The organism is Lelliottia sp. 7254-16, from assembly GCF_002922995.1.
GTDB classification, from domain to species: Bacteria; Pseudomonadota; Gammaproteobacteria; order Enterobacterales; family Enterobacteriaceae; genus Enterobacter; species Enterobacter jeotgali.
This window is the reverse complement of sequence record NZ_PQVS01000017.1, coordinates 63,819-84,024: the sequence shown is the minus strand read 5'-3', so window position 1 is coordinate 84,024 and position 20,206 is coordinate 63,819. Positions and strand designations below refer to the sequence as shown.

Below are 20,206 nucleotides of genomic sequence, written 5' to 3'. Positions count from 1 at the left end.
TGTTGTTGTGTTGTGAACTGCTATACGTTTAGACGTCTAGATGTAAAAATGACGGAAAAGCGGGATGCCGTCAACAGAAATCATCGGCAAATACGGTGAGGAATGTTCAGGGAAGATGAAGAAGGTTCATGATGGTGGGGTGGGTGAGCGCGGTCTGAGGCCCTCACCCCAAAGGGAGAGGGAGAAAACCGGCGTTGATCTTGTAGGCCCGGTAAGCGAAGCGCCACCGGGCACAGACAAAACCTACAGCAGTTGCGCCAGACGATTAATATCCGACTGGATCGCCCCGGCAGTGACGTCGCGTCCCGCGCCTGGACCACGAATCACCAGCGGATTATCGCGATACCAGCGGCTTTCGATGGCGAAGACGTTATCGCACGGCAGCAGCGCCGCCAGCGGATGCTCAGGGCGAACCGCTTCAACACCAACACGGGCTTTGCCGTTGGCGTCAAAACGGGCCACGTAACGCAAGACCAGCCCCATTTCACGCGCGGCTTCCAGGCGTGACACCATCTGTTCGTTCAGCTCGTCGCCGTTCTCGAAGAAGTGATCGACAGATCCCTCTTCGCAGCCCGACGGTACCAGCGATTCCACGCGTACCTGGCCCGGCTCGATGTCGTAACCCGCCTCACGCGCCAGAATCACCAGCTTGCGCATGACGTCTTTCCCGGCAAGATCCACGCGCGGGTCAGGCTCGGTCAGCCCCTGCTGCCACGCCTGATCCACCAAGTCCGTAAACGGAACCGTGCCGTCGAACTGCAGGAACAGCCAGGAGAGCGTGCCGGAGAAAATTCCGCTGATCGCCAGAATGCTGTCGCCGCTGTCGATCAGGTCGCGCACGGTGTGGTTGACCGGCAAACCGGCACCCACGGTGGCGTTATACAGCCAGTGACGACCGGTTTTTTCAAACGCGTCGTGGATCTGGCGGTATTTATCGGTGCTGCTCGCACCCGCCAGTTTGTTGGCGCTGATGACGTGGAAACCGTGGCTGGCAAAATCGAGATACTGATCGGCCAGCTGTTCACTGGCGGTCACATCCAGCACCACCAGATCGTCGTACGGGTGCGCACGCATCCACAGGAACAGGGACTCTTCGTCCTGTTCAATAGCTTCATCGTTGAAGAAGGCCAGCGCACGGCTGGCGTCGAGACCGTCGTAATTCAGCAGGCTGCGGCGGCTATCCACCACCCCCGCTAGCACAAATTCAAAACCGGTGCGCGCAGAGAGCGTAGTTTGCTCACGGGCAAACAGCTCCAGCCAGCGGGAACCAATGTTGCCCTTCCCGAACAGCACCAGACCGATGCGTTTTTCGGCGCGGAACAGGGTGGTGTGCAGCCCCTGAATCAGGCTCTCGGTTGGGCCTTTGCGCAGCACGGCGACCAGGCTAATGCCCTCTTCCGACTGCCAGGTGAACTCCACCGGCTGGCCTTTCAGCTGTTGCCAGAAACGGTGGCAGTGCAGCGGATTACGGGTGACGCCCGCCCCGACCATCGCCACCAGCGCCAGCCCCTGACGCAGGCGAAGTTCGCCCGGCAGACCCGCTTCATCAAGAATTTTCAGCGCACTGTCGGCCACTTCAGCGGTGTAGCAGAACTGCAGCAGCTGGCGGTCATTGTGTACGCCAACGGCCAGCGGACGCACCTGGGCGCGCTTGAGGATCAGATCGATATCTTTGTGCGCCAGTTTGAAATCTTGTCCGGCAGGCACCTGGAATTCGATCAGGCAAATATCATCGTGGCTGGTGACAATACGCGCGCCTGTGCCTGAAGCCAACACGCGTTCGATGCGGGTTGAGCCTTTATCTGGCGTATAGCTACAGCGCAGTTGCAGGTCGATATCGCTGCCCGAAACCGGCTGTAAGGTACGGGCGTGCAGGACTGGTGCCGCCAGTCGCGCCAGTTCGCTGGCTTCGTCGAGACGCAGCAGCGGCAGCAAACAGGCATCTTTCACTTTGCGCGGGTCGGCGCTGTAAACCCCGGCCACGTCGCTCCAGATGGTGACGCGTGACGCACCCGCCAGCGCACCAATTTGCGTTGCCGAGTAGTCCGAACCGTTGCGGCCCAGCAGCACGGTTTCGCCTGCATTACTGCGGCTGATAAAGCCCGTCACGACGATGCGTTTGCCCGGATGCTGGACCAGCAATTGTTGCAGAAGCGGATACGAGAGGCCTTCGTCGACCTGGGGCTGTGCCGCACGTTCAGCACGCAGGAAATCACGCGCGTCGAGCCATGCGGCCTCAAGCCCTTGCTGTTCGAGGACCGCGGCCATCAGACGTGCAGACCAGACTTCACCGTGGCCGACCACTTCAGCGTAAACCGCATCGGTAATGCCGCTGTCCAGCAGTCCGGCCAGACGCTCCAGATCGTGCACAAAAGCGCTGATAAGCGTGTCTGCCGCTTCCGCAGGAAGCAGGCCAGATATCAAATCGCTCTGATAACGGCGTAATGTTTGTTGAACCTGATGCGCAGAAAGGCGATCGGTCTGGCTTAATTTCAGCCAGCTAATCAACTGGTTGGTAGTGCTGCCTGCCGCCGAGACAACCATCATGTCGCCCGGCATCGAATACTCCGCCATGATCCCCGCGACACGCAGGTAACATTTCACATCAGCAAGACTACTACCACCAAACTTGTGCAGCTGGCGACCCTTCGCCCCTGCCTGCGCTATCACACTCATGATTACCCCTTGGCTGCGACCCGGAAGGCATTTTCCAGATCGGCAATTAAATCTTCACAGTCTTCAATACCGGTTGAGATGCGTAACAGCGTCTCAGAAATTCCGGCGGCGGCACGCGCCTCTGGCGCCATGCCTGCGTGCGTCATGGTCGCGGCGTGGGAGATCAAGCTCTCGACTCCCCCTAAGGATTCCGCCAGCGTAAACAGTGACAACCCGCTCAGGAAGCGACGCAGCGTTTGCTCATCGCCATCCAGTTCAAAACTTAACATCGCGCCAAAACCTTTCTGCTGGCGCGCGGCAATCTCATGGCCCTGATTTTCCGGCAGCGATGGGTGATACAGCTTTTTCACCAGCGGCTGGTTTTTCAGGAACTCGACAATCGCCTGGGCGTTACGCTGCGCCACTTCCATACGCGGCGATAACGTACGCAGACCGCGCAGCAGCAAATAGCTGTCGAACGCGCTGCCGGTGACGCCAATGTTATTGGCCCACCATGCCAGTTCGGTGACAACATCAGGATCTTTAGCAATCACCACCCCGGCGACCACGTCAGAGTGGCCGTTCAGATATTTGGTGCATGAATGCAATACCAGATCCGCACCCAGGGAAAGTGGGTTCTGCAGCGCCGGACTGAGAAACGTATTATCCACTACACTTATCGCTCCCGCATCCCTTGCGAGCTGACAAATTTTCGCAATATCGACGACGCGCAACAATGGATTGCTTGGACTTTCCACCAGAACCAGCTTTGGCTTCTCTGCAAGCGCTTGTTTAAGCGCCTGTTCGTCGTTCTGATCGACAAATAAAACGCGGTAACAGCCGCGTTTTTCCAGACTGTCGAACAGACGGTAGCTGCCGCCGTAACAGTCGTGCGGGGCCACCAGCAGATCGCCAGGTTTCAGGAACACCGTCGTCACCAGGTGAATGGCCGACATGCCGGTATTGGTCAATACTGCACCTGCTCCGCCTTCAAGCTCCGCCAGTGCGCGTTGGGTCACGTCACGCGTAGGGTTGCCACGACGCGAGTAGTCATGCGCACGGGGTTCATTAAATCCGGTGAAATTGTAAGTACTGGAAAGATGAATCGGCGGGACAACGCAGCCGTACTGCTCGTCATCATTCAATCCGCTACGCACTGCGATAGTGGCCTGTTTACGCGTCATGGTGAAGGCTTCCTGGCTAATGAGGTGAAAAGTCAGGCACCAGAGTAAACACTGAAACTATAGACGTCAATACATCTGGACATCTAAACTTCTTTGCGTATAGATTGAGCAATGCGAGAATAGCCGTTAAAATTACATGCTTTAGTGCACGCCGCAGTCGCAATATCCGTGTCACGGTATCGTCTCTACGGTAAACTACGCCAGATTACGGTTGAAAGCCTTATCAAGAATAGGGTTTTAACCTTTATTAATGAATAAGAGGATTAAAGGTCTCATGGCTGAATGGAGCGGCGAATATATCAGCCCATACGCTGAGCACGGTAAGAAGAGTGAGCAAGTAAAGAAAATTACGGTTTCCATTCCTCTGAAAGTGTTAAAGATCCTCACCGATGAACGCACGCGTCGTCAGGTGAACAACCTGCGTCACGCGACCAACAGCGAACTGCTGTGCGAAGCATTTTTGCATGCGTTTACTGGTCAACCGTTGCCGAACGATGAAGACCTACGCAAAGAGCGTAGCGATGAAATCCCGGAAGCGGCGAAAGTGATCATGCGTGAACTGGGTATCGACCCGGATACGTGGGAATACTGAATTGCAGATACAAAAAAAGCGCCTTTCGGCGCTTTTTTTTCGGGTAGCTTATTTAGCGCCCGGGATGCTGAAACGCTTGTTGAAGCGGTCAACACGGCCACCGGTAGCAACGTCACGCTGCTTGCCAGTGTAGAACGGGTGGCACTGACCACATACGTCCAGGTTCAGATCGTGACCCACTGTAGAGCGGATTTTGATCGCGTTACCGCAAGAGCAGTTTGCAGTAATAAAATCGTATTTCGGGTGAATATCTTTTTTCATGGGGAGAACCTCAGTTAAGGCCGCGTCGCTCTTCCAGCCCTAACGCCAGACACCACGCGATGTTGAATGTATGTTCTTTGAAGCAAAATGCACCAAAGGCGGCGAATCATACAGAATCCAGCCAGCGGTTGCAAACTGATCCGCACACCTACAGCATCTAATGTGTATACTAACGCGCCACTTTTCAAGTCAGGAAGATTCGATGCCCGTCGCTCACGTTGCCCTGCCCGTTCCGCTTCCCCGCACCTTTGACTACCTGCTGCCCGACAGCATGAGCGCCAAAGCGGGCTGTCGCGTCAGCGTGCCGTTTGGCAAACAGCAGCGCATTGGGATCGTGGTGTCGGTGAGCGATAAAAGTGAGCTGCCCCTCAACGAACTGAAAGCCGTCGTTGAAGTGTTGGACGACGAACCGGTCTACTCCGCCAGCGTCTGGCGTCTGCTGCTGTGGGCCGCCGATTACTATCATCATCCGATTGGCGACGTGCTGTTCCACGCTCTGCCGATTTTGCTGCGCCAGGGAAAAAGCGCCAGCCACGCACCGACGTGGTACTGGTTTGCCACTGAGCAGGGCCAGGCCGTGGATATCAACAGCCTGAAGCGCTCCCCCAAACAGCAGCAGGCGCTGGCCGCGCTGCGTCAGGGTCGGATCTGGCGTCATCAGGTGACAGAGCTAGATTTTAACGACGCCGCGTTACAGAGTTTACGTAAGAAAGGTCTGTGCGAGCTCGCCAGCGAAGCCCCCGCCCTGGTGGACTGGCGCGACGGATTTTCCGTGGCGGGCGACAGGCTGCGTCTCAATACCGAACAGGCGACCGCCGTCGGCGCAATTCATAGCGCGTCTGACCATTTTTCCGCGTGGCTACTCGCGGGCGTTACCGGCTCCGGTAAGACCGAAGTCTATCTGAGCGTTCTTGAAAACGTGCTCGCCCAGGGCAAACAGGCGCTGGTGATGGTCCCGGAAATCGGGCTGACGCCACAAACCATCGCCCGTTTCCGTGAGCGTTTTAACGCCCCGGTTGAAGTGCTGCACTCCGGTCTAAACGACACGGAACGCCTGAGCGCCTGGCTGAAAGCCAAAAACGGCGAGGCGGCGATTGTGATTGGCACTCGCTCGTCACTCTTTACGCCGTTTAAAAATCTCGGCGTCATCGTTATCGACGAAGAGCACGACAGTTCCTATAAACAGCAGGAAGGCTGGCGCTATCACGCCCGTGACCTGGCGGTGTATCGCGCCCATAGCGAACAGATACCGATCATTCTTGGCTCGGCAACGCCCGCGCTGGAAACGCTGCACAATGTGCGGCAGCGGAAATATCACATGCTGCGCCTGACGCGCCGCGCGGGGAATGCGCGCCCGGCCACGCAGCACGTGCTGGATCTGAAAGGTCAGCCAGTGCAGGCGGGATTAGCTCCGGCCTTAATTGGCCGTATGCGCCAGCATTTGCAGGCCGATAATCAGGTGATTCTCTTCCTCAACCGCCGCGGATTCGCGCCAACCTTGCTGTGCCATGACTGCGGCTGGATTGCCGAGTGCCCGCGCTGCGATCACTATTACACCCTGCATCAGGCGCAGCATCATCTGCGCTGTCACCACTGCGACAGCCACCGCCCTGTGCCGCGCCAGTGCCCGTCGTGTGGCTCCACACATATGGTGCCGGTCGGGCTGGGCACCGAGCAGCTTGAGCAGGCGCTTGCGCCGTTTTTCCCCGGCGTGCCGCTGTCGCGCATCGATCGCGACACGACCAGCCGTAAAGGGGCGCTTGAGGAGCAACTGGCAGAAGTTCATCGTGGCGGCGCGCGCATTCTCATTGGCACGCAGATGCTGGCGAAAGGTCACCACTTCCCCGACGTCACGCTGGTCGCTCTGCTGGATGTCGACGGCGCGCTGTTTTCCGCTGATTTCCGCTCCGCCGAGCGCTTTGCCCAGCTTTATACCCAGGTCGCGGGTCGCGCCGGACGCGCAGGGAAACAGGGCGAAGTGGTGCTGCAAACCCATCACCCTGAGCATCCACTGCTGCAAACCTTGCTGCATAAAGGCTATGACGCCTTTGCCGAGCAGGCGCTCGCCGAGCGTCAGACGCTGCAATTACCGCCGTGGACCAGCCACGTGATTATTCGTGCAGAAGATCATAATAATCAGCAGGCTCCGCTTTTCTTGCAGCAGCTACGCAATTTGCTGCAGGCCAGCCCACTGGTGGACAATCAGCTGTGGATTTTAGGCCCTGTTCCAGCGCTGGCGCCTAAGCGCGGTGGCCGCTATCGCTGGCAGATTTTGCTCCAGCACCCGTCGCGTGTGCGTCTGCAACACGTGATCAGCGGCGCGCTGGTACTCATTAATACCTTGCCAGAAGCACGTAAGGTGAAGTGGGTTCTCGACATCGATCCGATTGAGGGTTAGAGAAAGGTGCGAGAGTGATCGAAAAATTTAACGCACCTCACACTTTTTATGAAAATTCTGTAACCGCTTCCACACACTATCTGTAAAAATGAATTCAGTCAGAAGTTCGGTGGTCCTGCGAGGAGAAGACGTTGAAGTCCAGGAAAGAGGTTGCTTCGGCGACCATGAAAGACGTTGCCCAGAAAGCGAAAGTTTCCACGGCAACGGTGTCCCGCGCATTAATGAACCCGGATAAAGTCTCTCAGGCGACGCGCAATCGGGTAGAGCAGGCGGCACTGGAAGTCGGTTATTTACCGCAAGCCTTGGGACGTAATGCAAAGCGCAACGAATCGCGCACGATTCTGGTTATCGTGCCGGATATTTGCGATCCGTTCTTCAGCGAGATTATTCGCGGGATTGAAGTGACCGCTGCCGAACAAGGCTATCTGGTGCTGATCGGCGATTGCGCCCACCAAAACCAGCAAGAAAAAACCTTTATTGACCTGATTATCACCAAGCAGATTGACGGAATGTTACTGCTCGGGTCGCGCCTGCCGTTTGATGCCAGCATTGAAGAACAGCGCAATCTGCCACCGATGGTGATGGCGAATGAGTTCGCGCCAGAACTTGAGCTGCCAACTGTTCACATCGATAACCTGACCGCCGCCTTTAACGCCGTGAACTATCTTCAGGAACTGGGGCATAAGCGCATTGGCTGTATCGCCGGGCCGGAAGAGATGCCGCTATGTCATTATCGTCTGCAAGGCTACGTTCAGGCATTGCGTCGTGCGGGCGTGACGGTCGATCCTCACTATATTGCTCGGGGCGATTTCACCCTCGAAGCCGGTGGTCTCGCGCTGGAAAAATTACTCGCGCAGCCAGAGCCACCCACCGCCGTATTCTGCCATAGCGATGTAATGGCGCTGGGCGCGTTGTCCTACGCCAAACGTCGCGGTTTGCAGGTGCCAAAAGACTTGTCGATCATAGGCTTCGATAACATTTCGCTCTCTGAGTTTTGCGATCCGCCACTTTCAACAGTGTCACAGCCGCGCTACGAAATTGGCCGTGAAGCGATGCTGTTGCTTCTCGATCAACTGCACGGTCAGGTGGTCAGCAGCGGCTCGCGTTTACTTGATTGCGAACTGATCGTTCGAGGTTCCACACAGGCGCTTACTTAAAGTAAATGCCTTTCAGACTCCCTTATCTGGTCAAAGGCCCGCCGCTTAAGTAACATGGCGGGCTGACGAACGAATAAATACAGCGAAACGATAGTGGCACAACGAGATTATGTACGTCGCGGCCAGCCGGCACCTTCGCGACGCAAAAAGAGCACCTCACGGAGCAAGCAGCGTAGCCTGCCTTCTGTCTCGCCAGCAATGGTCGCGATTGCTGCCGCCGTTCTGGTGGCCTTCATCGGTGGTCTGTACTTTATTACTCACCACAAGAAAGAAGATGCTGAAGCCCTTCAGGGCAATAAGGTGGCCGGAAATGGTTTGCCGCCAAAACCGGAAGAGCGCTGGCGCTATATTAAAGAGCTGGAAAGCCGCCAGCCTGGCGTGCGTGCGCCCACCGAGCCTTCTGCCGGTGGTGAGGTGAAAAACGCCGATCAGTTAACCAACGAACAACGCCAGTTGCTGGCCCAGATGCAGGCCGATATGCGCCAGCAGCCGACGCAGCTAAACGAAGTGCCGTGGAACGAACAGACACCACAGCAGCGTCAGCAAACCCTGCAACGTCAGCGTCAGGTTCAGCAGCAAGTGCAGCAGCAGCAACAACAGCAGTGGGCTCAAACCCAGCCGGTGCAGCAGCCTCGCACCCAGCCGCGTGTAACGGAACAGCCTTATCAGCAGCCACAGCAGCCAACGCGCACGGTGCAGACACAGCCAGTACAGCAACAGCCGCAAAAGCCTGCAACCTCGACCCAGCCGTATCAGGATCTGCTGCAAACGCCTGCTCATACTGCCGCGCAGCAGCCTAAAGCGCAGCCACAGCAGAGCGCACCGGTAGCGCAAGCCACCGAAGCACCGAAACCAACGGCAGAGAAAAAAGACGAGCGTCGCTGGATGGTACAGTGCGGTTCGTTTAAAGGTGCTGACCAGGCAGAGACCGTGCGTGCACAGCTCGCGTTCGAAGGATTTGACTCACGCATTACCACCAACAACGGCTGGAATCGCGTGGTCATTGGGCCAGTTAAAGGCAAAGATAATGCTGATGGCACGATCAGCCGTCTTAAAGTCGCTGGTCACACAAACTGCATTCGACTCGCCTCCGGGGGTTGAAACCCCCAAAATCTCCCCCATCTATCATTCTATTCAGCCCCGAGCACAGGCTCGGGGTATCTGTTCCCAATTTGTAACCAGGGGGTCTGCTCGTGACAACAATTGTAAGTGTACGCCGTAACGGCCATGTGGTAATCGCCGGTGACGGCCAGGCCACGCTGGGTAATACCGTCATGAAAGGCAACGTGAAAAAAGTCCGCCGTCTGTATAACGACAAAGTGATTGCCGGTTTCGCTGGCGGCACCGCTGACGCGTTCACGCTGTTTGAACTGTTTGAACGCAAACTGGAAATGCATCAGGGCCATCTGGTCAAAGCCGCCGTTGAGCTGGCGAAAGACTGGCGTACCGACCGTATGCTGCGCAAACTTGAAGCGCTGCTGGCCGTTGCCGATGAAAACGCCTCTCTGATCATCACCGGTAATGGCGACGTCGTTCAGCCAGAAAATGATCTGATTGCTATCGGCTCCGGCGGTCCTTACGCCCAGGCCGCAGCGCGCGCTCTGCTTGAAAATACTGATTTGAGCGCTCGCGAAATTGCCGAGAAGGCGTTGGGTATTGCAGGTGATATCTGCATCTACACCAACCACTTCCATACCATCGAAGAATTGACCTCTAAAGCGTAAGGATCTCCCATGTCTGAAATGACCCCACGCGAAATTGTCAGCGAGCTGAACAAACACATCATTGGCCAGGATAACGCCAAACGCTCCGTTGCCATTGCCTTGCGTAACCGCTGGCGCCGCATGCAGCTCGACGAAGAGCTGCGCCATGAAGTGACTCCGAAAAACATTCTGATGATCGGCCCGACCGGTGTCGGTAAAACCGAAATCGCCCGTCGTCTGGCAAAACTCGCCAACGCACCGTTCATCAAAGTCGAAGCGACTAAATTCACCGAAGTGGGCTATGTCGGTAAAGAAGTGGATTCCATCATCCGCGATCTGACCGACTCCGCAATTAAAATGGTGCGCATTCAGTCAATCGAGAAAAACCGCTACCGTGCCGAAGAGATGGCTGAAGAGCGCATTCTCGACGCGCTGATCCCACCGGCTAAAAACAACTGGGGCCAGTCAGAGCAGCCGCAGGAGCCATCCGCCGCGCGCCAGGCATTCCGCAAAAAACTGCGTGAAGGCCAACTGGACGACAAAGAGATTGAGATCGATCTGGCCGCAGCGCCAATGGGCGTCGAAATCATGTCCCCTCCGGGCATGGAAGAGATGACCAGCCAGCTGCAGTCCATGTTCCAGAACCTGGGCGGCCAGAAGCAAAAACCGCGTAAGCTGAAAATCAAAGATGCGATGAAGCTGTTGATTGAAGAAGAAGCGGCGAAACTGGTGAACCCGGAAGAGCTGAAACAAGACGCGATCGACGCCGTTGAGCAGCACGGCATCGTGTTTATCGACGAAATCGACAAGATCTGTAAGCGCGGCGAATCCAACGGCCCGGACGTATCTCGTGAAGGCGTTCAGCGCGACCTGCTGCCTCTGGTTGAAGGCTGCACCGTATCGACCAAACACGGCATGGTCAAAACTGACCACATCCTGTTTATCGCTTCCGGCGCATTCCAGGTGGCTAAACCGTCCGATTTAATCCCGGAACTGCAGGGTCGTCTGCCGATTCGTGTTGAACTCCAGGCGCTGACCACCGAAGATTTCGAACGTATCCTGACCGAGCCAAATGCCTCCATCACCGTGCAGTACAAAGCGCTGATGGCGACCGAAGGTGTGAACATCGAGTTCACCGCAGACGGCATCAAACGTATCGCCCAGGCCGCGTGGCAGGTGAACGAAACCACCGAGAACATCGGTGCGCGTCGTCTGCATACCGTGCTTGAACGCCTGGTGGAAGATATCTCGTATGAAGCCAGCGATCTGAACGGTCAGAGTATTACCATTGATGCAGATTATGTGAGTAAACATCTGGATGCGTTAGTGGCAGATGAAGATCTGAGCCGTTTTATCCTATAATCGCGCTTAATGTAATTTCATCATCATTGATGGGGGCTACTGCCCCCATTTTTATTGGCTAAATACTATGACTGAAATCAGCCGTACTCAGGCGTGGCTCGAAAGCCTGCGTCCTAAGACTTTACCTCTGGCATTTGCCGCGATTGTTGTGGGTTCTGCCCTGGCCTGGTGGCAGGGGCATTTCGATCCATTGGTCGCTGGCCTTGCGCTGATCACCGCCGGTTTGCTGCAAATCCTCTCTAACCTTGCTAACGACTATGGCGATGCGGTGAAAGGCAGCGACAAACCCGACCGTATCGGGCCATTGCGCGGGATGCAAAAAGGGGTGATTACCCAGGCGCAAATGAAGCGTGCGCTGATTATCACTGTCGCGCTGATTTGCCTTTCGGGCCTGGCGCTGGTCTCCGTGGCCTGTAAAACGACCGCTGATTTCATCGGCTTTATGGTGTTAGGCCTGTTAGCCATTGTGGCGGCAATCACCTATACCGTCGGTACACGTCCTTACGGTTACATCGGTCTGGGTGATATCTCCGTGCTGGTCTTCTTCGGTTGGCTGAGCGTGATGGGCAGCTGGTATCTGCAGGCTCATACGCTGATTCCCGCGCTGTTCCTCCCGGCGACCGCCTGCGGTTTGCTCGCAGCGGCGGTGTTGAACATCAATAACCTACGCGATATCGACAGCGATCGTCTGAACGGCAAAAATACCCTGGCGGTACGCTTAGGCCCGGTGAATGCGCGTCGCTATCACACCGGCCTGCTGATGGGTGCGCTGGTATGCCTGGCGCTGTTTAACCTGATTTCTCTGCACAGCATCTGGGGCTGGCTGTTTGTCCTGGCCGCACCGCTACTGATCAAACAGGCCCGTTTCGTGATGCGCGAGAAAAGCCCTGCCGCGATGCCCCCGATGCTCGAACGCACGGTAAAAGGCGCGTTATTGACTAACCTGTTGTTCGTCATTGGGATTGTGATGAGCCAGACGCTGGGTTAACTGACAAATATCAATTAACAATTGATGATTTTGCAAACAATGCGATTCGCGCGATATACTGAACACATTCGCAGCAACCAGACAGTAAACCTATGAAATACGATACTTCCGAGCTTTGTGACATCTATCAGGAAGATGTCAACGTCGTGGAACCGCTGTTCTCCAACTTTGGTGGACGGTCTTCGTTTGGCGGACAGATCATCACGGTAAAATGTTTCGAGGATAACGGGTTGCTGTATGAACTTCTCGAACAGAACGGCCGGGGTCGCATTCTGTTGGTCGACGGTGGCGGTTCTATGCGCCGCGCGTTAATCGACGCCGATCTTGCCCGTCTTGCCGTGCAGAACGAGTGGGAAGGCCTGGTGGTGTACGGTTCTGTGCGCCAGGTGGACGATCTGGAAGAGCTGGATATTGGCATCCAGGCCATCGCGGCGATTCCGGTCGGCGCGGCGGGTGACGGCATCGGCGAAAGCGATGTGCGCGTCAACTTCGGCGGCGTGACGTTCTTCTCCGGTGACCATCTTTACGCCGACAATACCGGCATCATCCTTTCCGAAGATCCGCTGGATATCGAGTAATAAAAAGCCGGGTGGCGCTAGCGCTTACCCGGCCTACTTTTCTGCGTCACGACTCTTCATTCCCCTAAAGGTTTCGCGTTGTAGCATGGCGGCAAGCGAATGAATCCCCAGGAACATAGAAACCTATGTGACTGGGGTGAATGTGCGCAGCCAACGCCGCTACGGCGCGAAAGATGTCAGGGAATTAGACTTCTTCCATACGCCCTAAGAGTGCCTGCAGACGATCCTGCCAGCCGCTCTGCTGCTCACGCAGCTGGCTGTTTTCACGCTCAAGCTCTTCGCGGCCGTGTTGAGCAGACTGCACTTCCTGCGACAGCGAATTATTCTTTTCTTTCAGCTCTTCGATTTCCATCTGCAGCAGCGTGATGGTGTCAATCGCCTGCTGTACTTTCGATTCCAGTTTCTCAAACACTTCTAATGACATGGTCATACCTCTCCTGAATTGCAAGGCGACGCTTTAACGAAAACGCGCACAACATATAGTTGTCGATTGTATGGAGCGCCGTCGTCCCTGTCCAGCGGCACGCCGCGCAGATTGCGGTTTGCAACACTTTTCATCCTGGTCCTGGTGCGTTCGCTGCATATACCCCTAAATTGTTAATACTTTAGTTAATGAAATGATTCAGCTCTCATTTTAAGGATGATGCAAAAACGCGCTTTATGGCGCGATAACGCTCATTTTATTGACGCAGACCACACATTTTGATTTCGATATTTCTCGTTTTTGCTCGTTAACGATAAATTAACACCATGTCTACAGGACATCGCGGCTGTCCGTTGTCGCTGCGCTAACAATAACATTCATCTTTCTTCAGGATTCCGATTATGAGTCAGACATCAACCTTAAAAGGCCAGTGCATCGCCGAGTTCCTTGGTACCGGGTTGTTGATTTTCTTCGGGGTAGGCTGTGTTGCTGCACTGAAAGTGGCGGGTGCTACGTTCGGTCAGTGGGAAATCAGCATCATCTGGGGTCTGGGCGTGGCGATGGCCATCTACCTGACCGCAGGGGTTTCCGGCGCACATCTTAACCCGGCGGTGACCATCGCATTGTGGCTGTTCGCGTGCTTCGATAAACGCAAAGTCGTACCTTACATCATTTCACAATTTGCCGGCGCCTTTTGCGCAGCGGCATTAGTTTACGGGCTTTATTACAATCTTTTCATCGACTTCGAACAGACGCATCATATGGTGCGCGGCAGTATCGAAAGTCTTGATCTGGCGGGTATCTTCTCCACTTATCCGAACCCACATATCAATTTTGTGCAGGCGTTCGCGGTTGAAATGGTGATTACCGCTATTCTGATGGGCGTCATCATGGCGCTGGGCGATGATGGCAACGGCATCCCACGTGGCCCGCTGGCACCGCTGCTGATCGGCTTGCTGATTGCGGTCATCGGCGCATCGATGGGGCCGCTGACTGGCTTTGCGATGAACCCGGCGCGTGACCTTGGACCGAAAACCTTCGCCTTCTTCGCAGGCTGGGGCGACGTGGCCTTCACCGGCGCGAAAGATATTCCTTACTTCCTGGTGCCGCTGTTCGGCCCGATTGTAGGGGCTGCGCTGGGTGCATTCGGCTATCGTAAATTAATTGGTCGCCACTTACCGTGCGACACCTGTGTGGAAGAAGAGAAGGAAACGACCTCTACCGCACAACAAAATGCTTCGCTGTAATCTGACTACGGGACACTTACTATGACCGACAAAAAATATATCGTTGCGCTCGACCAAGGCACTACCAGCTCCCGCGCTGTCGTAATGGATCATGACGCGAATATCGTCAGCGTGTCACAGCGCGAATTCGAACAAATTTATCCTAAGCCAGGCTGGGTAGAGCACGACCCGATGGAGATCTGGGCGACCCAGAGCTCCACGCTGGTCGAAGTGCTGGCGAAAGCCGACATCAGCTCCGACGAAATTGCCGCAATTGGTATCACCAACCAGCGTGAAACGGCGATTGTCTGGGAACGCGAAACCGGCAAACCGATTTATAACGCCATCGTCTGGCAGTGTCGCCGTACCGCGGACATCTGCGAAAAGCTCAAGCGCGACGGCATGGAAGAGTACATTCGCAGCGCCACCGGCCTGGTGGTTGACCCGTACTTCTCCGGCACCAAAGTGAAGTGGATTCTGGACCACGTGGAAGGCTCACGTGAGCGTGCAAAACGCGGCGAACTGCTGTTCGGTACTGTGGACACCTGGCTTATCTGGAAGATGACACAGGGACGCGTTCACGTCACCGACTACACCAACGCCTCGCGTACCATGATGTTCAACATCAACACCCTCGAATGGGATGACAAGATGCTGGACGCGCTGGATATTCCGCGCGCCATGCTGCCGGAAGTGCGCAAGTCTTCCGAAGTCTACGGTCAGACCAACATTGGTGGTAAAGGCGGCACGCGTATTCCGATCTCCGGCATCGCCGGTGACCAGCAGGCGGCGCTGTTTGGCCAGCTGTGCGTGAAAGAAGGGATGGCGAAAAATACCTACGGTACCGGCTGCTTTATGCTGATGAACACCGGCGAGAAAGCGGTGAAATCAGAAAACGGCCTGCTGACCACCATCGCCTGCGGTCCGAAGGGTGAAGTGAACTATGCCCTGGAAGGCGCGGTATTCATGGCGGGTGCGTCTATTCAGTGGCTGCGCGACGAAATGAAGTTGATCAGCGACGCGTTCGATTCCGAGTATTTCGCGACCAAAGTGAAAGACACCAACGGCGTGTACGTGGTGCCTGCATTCACCGGTCTGGGCGCGCCATACTGGGACCCGTATGCCCGTGGCGCGATCTTCGGCCTGACGCGCGGTGTGAACTCAAACCACATCATCCGTGCCACACTCGAATCCATCGCCTACCAGACGCGCGACGTGCTGGAAGCGATGCAGGCTGACTCCGGCATTCGCCTGCACGCTCTGCGCGTGGATGGCGGCGCGGTGGCGAATAACTTCCTGATGCAGTTCCAGTCCGACATTCTGGGCACCCGCGTGGAGCGCCCTGAAGTGCGTGAAGTGACGGCGCTCGGCGCAGCGTACCTGGCCGGTCTGGCGGTGGGCTTCTGGCAGAACCTGGACGAGCTGCAGGAGAAAGCGGTCATCGAACGTGAATTCCGCCCAGGCATCGAAACTACCGAGCGTAACGTTCGCTACAGCGGCTGGAAAAAAGCGGTGAAACGCGCGCTGGCGTGGGAAGATCACGACGAGTAATTCGACCATTCCCCTCACCCTAACCCTCTCCCAAAGGGAGAGGGAACTCGCCGGTTTTCTCCCTCTCCCGTGGGAGAGGGCCGGGGTGAGGGCATCAAACCGCACCCCTCCCCACTCTGTGATAAACTTCGTGCAATTCCTTTTGACTGCACGAGTATCTGATGAGACGTGAACTTGCTATCGAATTTTCCCGCGTAACCGAAGCCGCCGCACTGGCAGGCTATAAGTGGTTAGGCCGCGGCGATAAAAATATCGCTGACGGTGCTGCCGTCCACGCGATGCGCATTATGCTCAACCAGGTCAACATTGACGGCACCATCGTCATCGGCGAAGGCGAGATCGACGAAGCGCCGATGCTCTTCATTGGCGAAAAAGTCGGTACCGGCAACGGCGACGCGGTAGATATCGCCGTCGACCCGATCGAAGGTACCCGCATGACCGCGATGGGCCAGGCTAACGCACTGGCGGTGCTGGCGGTCGGCGATAAAGGCTGCTTCCTCAATGCTCCAGACATGTACATGGAAAAGCTGATTGTCGGTCCGGGCGCGAAAGGGTCTATCGATCTCAATCTTCCGCTGGAAGAGAACCTGCGCAATGTTGCCGCCGCGCTGGGTAAACCGCTGAGCGAACTCACCGTAACGATTCTGGCGAAACCGCGCCACGACGCGACCATTGCGCAGATGCAGCAACTGGGCGTGCGCGTGTTTGCGATTCCCGATGGCGACGTAGCCGCGTCTATTTTGACCTGTATGCCCGATAGCGAAGTCGACGTGCTGTACGGCATCGGCGGCGCACCGGAAGGCGTGGTGTCCGCCGCGGTCATTCGCGCGCTGGATGGCGATATGCAGGGCCGCCTGCTGGCGCGTCATGACGTTAAAGGCGACAACGAAGAGAACCGTCGTATCGGTGAAGATGAGCTGGCCCGCTGCAAAGCGATGGGCATTGAGGCCAACAAAGTGCTGCGTCTCGATGAAATGGCACGCAGCGATAACGTCATCTTCTCGGCCACTGGCATCACCAAAGGCGATCTGCTGGACGGCATTACCCGCAAGGGCAACATGGCGACCACCGAAACGCTGCTGATCCGCGGCAAGTCCCGCACCATCCGCCGCATTCAGTCGATTCACTATCTCGATCGCAAAGACCCGAACGTACAGACGCACATTCTGTAAGGCAATTTGTTCGAATGAGCTTTCCAGCCGCAACAGGCTGGAAATCTCCCTCGCAAGAATGGAATATAGCGTAAGAAAACAGCTCAGGAGAAGGTTATGGCGGAGTGGGTAACAGGAAAAGTCACAAAGGTAGAGTTCTGGACCGATGCACTATTTAGCCTCACCGTGCATGCCCCCATTCACCCTTTTACCGCCGGGCAATTCGCCAAGCTGGGGCTGGAAATTGACGGTGAACGCGTGCAGCGCGCCTATTCCTACGTCAATGCGCCCGATAATCCGGATCTGGAGTTTTATCTGGTCACCGTTCCTGACGGTAAATTAAGCCCGCGTCTGGCAGCGCTGAAACCGGGCGATGATATTCAAATTGTTAGCGAAGCGGCGGGTTTCTTCGTACTGGAGGAAATTCCTGATTGCGACACTCTTTGGATGTTAGCCACCGGTACCGCCATCGGCCCTTATCTGTCGATTTTGCAGTACGGGAAGGATCTGGAGCGTTTCAAAAATATCGTACTGGTTCACGCCGCGCGTTATGCCGCCGACCTGAGCTATCTCCCGCTGATGCAGGAACTGGAAAAGCGTTACGAAGGGAAGCTGAAAATCCAGACTGTGGTGAGTCGTGAAACGGCGGAGGGTTCGCTGACCGGGCGAGTACCGGCGCTGATTGAGAGCGGAGAACTTGAAGCAGCCGTTGGGCTAACCATGACCACCGAAAACAGTCATGTGATGCTGTGCGGTAACCCGCAGATGGTGCGCGATACCCAGCAGTTGCTGAAAGACTCCCGGCAGATGACCAAACACTTGCGCCGCCGACCGGGCCATATGACCGCTGAACACTACTGGTGATCAGAGATACTTCACGTCCAGCGTGTCTTTCCCGTATTTATTCTCGCCCTGGGTGCCGACAAATGCGCCCAGGTCGATAACGGTCATCACAAAAATCACCGTCGGGATCAGTTTACCCACCACCCACGGCAGTATTGACGGCAACATTGACCAGTTTCCTGCAACCAGCATCCACGCCAGAATGATCAGCAGCGCCCACAGGCCTGAGCGTCCGCGATCGTGCAGACGTTTAACCATCACTGACGCCGTTGGCCAGAGTAGACACACCAGCGCAAACGCCGCCGTTTGGGTGCCTAGCCAGTTGCTGTAGGCCAGACCGAAAAGCACCAGCATCGCGACAATCCACGTGCCAATCCAAATCCAAAAATCACGGCGTCCAATACGCCCTTTGAATGAAAACAACCACTGCTGTATGGTCATGTAAGGTTCCTTTTTATTGTATGCCGCGTAGTTTACCCTGGAGTTGTGACCTTTTGACAAGCAGACCGGATATCGTTTTAATCATGAACAGTTACCTACAGGGACAATTTTCATGAAACGTTGGGCTCACCCTTTTTTGCTCTGTTTTACTTTGCTGAGCGCCAGCTTTTCCCTGTTCGCCGTCGACGCGCCCGCGACCGCGCCCTATCTTTTACAGGGTGCGCCATCTTTTGATCAGTCGATCAGCCAGTTTCGCGAAACGTTTAACCACGACAATCCGAAGCTCCCTCTCGGTGAATTTCGTGCTATCGACAGTGCGCGCGATACGCCAACGCTGACGCGTGCCGCCAGCAAAATTAACGAAAATCTCTACGCCTCCACGGCGCTGGAGCGCGGCACGCTGAAAATCAAAAGCATGCAAATCACCTGGCTGCCGATCCAAGGCCCGGAGCAAAAAGCCGCGAAAGCCAAAGCGCTGGAGTACATGAGCGCCATTCTGCGTGCGTTCACCCCGGTTCTGACCAAAGCCCAGAGCCAGCAAAAGCTGCAAAAATTGCTGACCAGCGGCAAAAACAAGCGTTACTACGCCGAAACGGAAGGCGCGATTCGCTATGTTGTCGCAGATAACGGCGAAAAGGGACTGACCTTCGCTGTTGAACCGATTAAGCTGGCACTATCTGACGCACTCGGAGGGGCGAATTAATGACAAAAAGCAAAGCCTTTCGAGGGAAAATCTCTATACTGATTCACAGACCATGCTGCTCTCACGGGCGGCCATAATCCTTAATTCGCTTATTGAGCGTGGAGAATTGAAATGCGACATCCTTTAGTGATGGGTAACTGGAAACTGAACGGCAGCCGCCACATGGTAAACGAGCTGATTGCCAACCTGCGTACAGAGCTGGCTGGCGTGACCGGCTGTGCGGTAGCGATCGCTCCACCAGACATCTATCTGGATCTGGCTAAACACGCCGCTGACGGCAGCCACATCGTGCTGGGCGCGCAGAACGTTGACGTTAACCTGTCTGGCGCATTCACCGGTGAAACCTCAGCAGAAATGCTGAAAGACATCGGCGCACAGTACATCATCATCGGTCACTCTGAGCGTCGTACTTACCACAAAGAATCCGACGAATTCATCGCCAAGAAATTCGCTGTGCTGAAAGAGCAGGGTCTGACTCCAGTTCTGTGCATCGGTGAAACCGAAGCAGAAAACGAAGCAGGCAAAACCGAAGAAGTGTGTGCACGTCAGATCGACGCTGTGCTGAAAACTCAGGGCGCAGCGGCGTTCGAAGGCGTGGTTATCGCTTATGAGCCAGTTTGGGCGATCGGTACCGGCAAATCTGCGACTCCAGCGCAGGCACAGGCTGTTCACAAATTTATCCGTGACCACATTGCTAAAGCCGACGCGAAAGTGGCTGAGCAAGTGATCATCCAGTACGGCGGTTCCGTTAACGCAGCGAACGCAGCTGAGCTGTTCACCCAGCCGGACATCGACGGCGCGCTGGTTGGCGGCGCATCCCTGAAAGCAGACGCTTTCGCGGTAATCGTTAAAGCAGCAGAAGCAGCTAAACAGGCGTAATTGGTTTCCCCTCACCCCGGCCCTCTCCCACAAGGAGAGGGTGATTGAATTCCCTCTCCCACAGGGAGGGGGTTAGGGTGAGGGCATCAGACCGCACTGAATCGTAGGCC

General features: G+C 55.8%; 19 protein-coding genes. 14 read left to right on the top strand and 5 right to left on the bottom strand.

All coding sequences use genetic code 11. The features are described 5' to 3' along the window. Positions 1 to 243: 243 nt before the first annotated feature. Together C3708_RS19350 and metB are read right to left on the bottom strand one after the other, a co-directional pair. Complete coding sequence (locus C3708_RS19350) at positions 244 to 2,676, bottom strand: bifunctional aspartate kinase/homoserine dehydrogenase II (protein ID WP_095283948.1); 2,433 nt, start codon at positions 2,674 to 2,676, stop codon at positions 244 to 246. 2 nt (positions 2,677 to 2,678) lie between these two features. After that, positions 2,679 to 3,839, bottom strand: a complete 1,161-nt coding sequence (metB, locus tag C3708_RS19345) for a cystathionine gamma-synthase (protein WP_095283949.1) — start codon at positions 3,837 to 3,839, stop codon at positions 2,679 to 2,681. Between the two features lie 274 nt (positions 3,840 to 4,113). Here metB and metJ point away from each other — a divergent pair, with 274 nt between their 5' ends. Further along, entirely contained in the window at positions 4,114 to 4,431 is a 318-nt protein-coding gene (gene metJ, locus C3708_RS19340) for a met regulon transcriptional regulator MetJ (RefSeq protein ID WP_015960995.1), read from the top strand. Between the two features lie 48 nt (positions 4,432 to 4,479). Here metJ and rpmE read toward each other — a convergent pair whose 3' ends face one another. Further along, positions 4,480 to 4,692: a 50S ribosomal protein L31 gene (gene rpmE / locus C3708_RS19335; RefSeq protein WP_015960996.1), complete on the bottom strand. Its 213-nt coding sequence runs from the start codon at positions 4,690 to 4,692 to the stop codon at positions 4,480 to 4,482. Between the two features lie 202 nt (positions 4,693 to 4,894). On the opposite strand from rpmE, the gene priA reads away from it, so the two are divergent. The 7 genes from priA to rraA all read left to right on the top strand — a co-directional run bounded on the left by priA (position 4,895) and on the right by rraA (position 12,878). Continuing rightward, entirely contained in the window at positions 4,895 to 7,090 is a 2,196-nt protein-coding gene (gene priA / locus C3708_RS19330; RefSeq protein WP_103950013.1) for a primosomal protein N', read from the top strand. 131 nt (positions 7,091 to 7,221) lie between these two features. Next, on the top strand, positions 7,222 to 8,247 hold the full coding sequence (gene cytR, locus C3708_RS19325; protein ID WP_095283953.1) for a DNA-binding transcriptional regulator CytR: 1,026 nt from the start codon (positions 7,222 to 7,224) through the stop codon (positions 8,245 to 8,247). Between the two features lie 93 nt (positions 8,248 to 8,340). After that, positions 8,341 to 9,348 carry a cell division protein FtsN gene (ftsN, locus tag C3708_RS19320; RefSeq protein ID WP_103950012.1) on the top strand — a complete coding sequence of 336 codons (1,008 nt, stop codon included), beginning with the start codon at positions 8,341 to 8,343 and terminating at the stop codon, positions 9,346 to 9,348. 92 nt (positions 9,349 to 9,440) lie between these two features. Next, positions 9,441 to 9,971 carry an ATP-dependent protease subunit HslV gene (gene hslV / locus C3708_RS19315; RefSeq protein WP_095283956.1) on the top strand — a complete coding sequence of 177 codons (531 nt, stop codon included), beginning with the start codon at positions 9,441 to 9,443 and terminating at the stop codon, positions 9,969 to 9,971. A 9-nt stretch (positions 9,972 to 9,980) separates the two neighbouring features. After that, the gene (gene hslU, locus C3708_RS19310) at positions 9,981 to 11,312 is read left to right on the top strand and encodes an HslU--HslV peptidase ATPase subunit (RefSeq protein ID WP_095283957.1); all 1,332 of its coding nucleotides are present in this window, start codon (positions 9,981 to 9,983) and stop codon (positions 11,310 to 11,312) included. A gap of 67 nt (positions 11,313 to 11,379) precedes the next feature. Next, complete coding sequence (menA, locus tag C3708_RS19305; protein WP_103947774.1) at positions 11,380 to 12,300, top strand: 1,4-dihydroxy-2-naphthoate polyprenyltransferase; 921 nt, start codon at positions 11,380 to 11,382, stop codon at positions 12,298 to 12,300. A gap of 92 nt (positions 12,301 to 12,392) precedes the next feature. Then, complete coding sequence (gene rraA, locus C3708_RS19300) at positions 12,393 to 12,878, top strand: ribonuclease E activity regulator RraA (RefSeq protein WP_095283960.1); 486 nt, start codon at positions 12,393 to 12,395, stop codon at positions 12,876 to 12,878. A 184-nt stretch (positions 12,879 to 13,062) separates the two neighbouring features. Here rraA and zapB read toward each other — a convergent pair whose 3' ends face one another. After that, positions 13,063 to 13,308: a septal ring assembly protein ZapB gene (gene zapB, locus C3708_RS19295; RefSeq protein ID WP_095283962.1), complete on the bottom strand. Its 246-nt coding sequence runs from the start codon at positions 13,306 to 13,308 to the stop codon at positions 13,063 to 13,065. A 395-nt stretch (positions 13,309 to 13,703) separates the two neighbouring features. On the opposite strand from zapB, the gene C3708_RS19290 reads away from it, so the two are divergent. From C3708_RS19290 to fpr, 4 genes are all read left to right on the top strand, one after another. Beyond that, positions 13,704 to 14,549 (top strand): MIP/aquaporin family protein, encoded by an 846-nt coding sequence (locus C3708_RS19290; RefSeq protein WP_103950011.1) that lies wholly within the window; start codon positions 13,704 to 13,706, stop codon positions 14,547 to 14,549. A gap of 21 nt (positions 14,550 to 14,570) precedes the next feature. Next, complete coding sequence (glpK, locus tag C3708_RS19285; protein WP_095283965.1) at positions 14,571 to 16,079, top strand: glycerol kinase GlpK; 1,509 nt, start codon at positions 14,571 to 14,573, stop codon at positions 16,077 to 16,079. 161 nt (positions 16,080 to 16,240) lie between these two features. Beyond that, positions 16,241 to 17,251 (top strand): class II fructose-bisphosphatase, encoded by a 1,011-nt coding sequence (gene glpX, locus C3708_RS19275; protein ID WP_103950010.1) that lies wholly within the window; start codon positions 16,241 to 16,243, stop codon positions 17,249 to 17,251. A gap of 96 nt (positions 17,252 to 17,347) precedes the next feature. Beyond that, entirely contained in the window at positions 17,348 to 18,094 is a 747-nt protein-coding gene (gene fpr, locus C3708_RS19270; protein WP_095283968.1) for a ferredoxin--NADP(+) reductase, read from the top strand. Here fpr and C3708_RS19265 read toward each other — a convergent pair whose 3' ends face one another. Beyond that, positions 18,095 to 18,514 carry a DUF805 domain-containing protein gene (locus C3708_RS19265; protein ID WP_095283969.1) on the bottom strand — a complete coding sequence of 140 codons (420 nt, stop codon included), beginning with the start codon at positions 18,512 to 18,514 and terminating at the stop codon, positions 18,095 to 18,097. A gap of 112 nt (positions 18,515 to 18,626) precedes the next feature. On the opposite strand from C3708_RS19265, the gene C3708_RS19260 reads away from it, so the two are divergent. After that, a complete protein-coding gene (locus C3708_RS19260) occupies positions 18,627 to 19,217 on the top strand; it encodes a DUF1454 family protein (RefSeq protein WP_103950009.1) in 591 nt (196 codons plus the stop codon). 111 nt (positions 19,218 to 19,328) lie between these two features. Further along, the gene (gene tpiA / locus C3708_RS19255) at positions 19,329 to 20,096 is read left to right on the top strand and encodes a triose-phosphate isomerase (RefSeq protein ID WP_095283972.1); all 768 of its coding nucleotides are present in this window, start codon (positions 19,329 to 19,331) and stop codon (positions 20,094 to 20,096) included. The last annotated feature ends 110 nt before the right edge of the window (positions 20,097 to 20,206 follow it).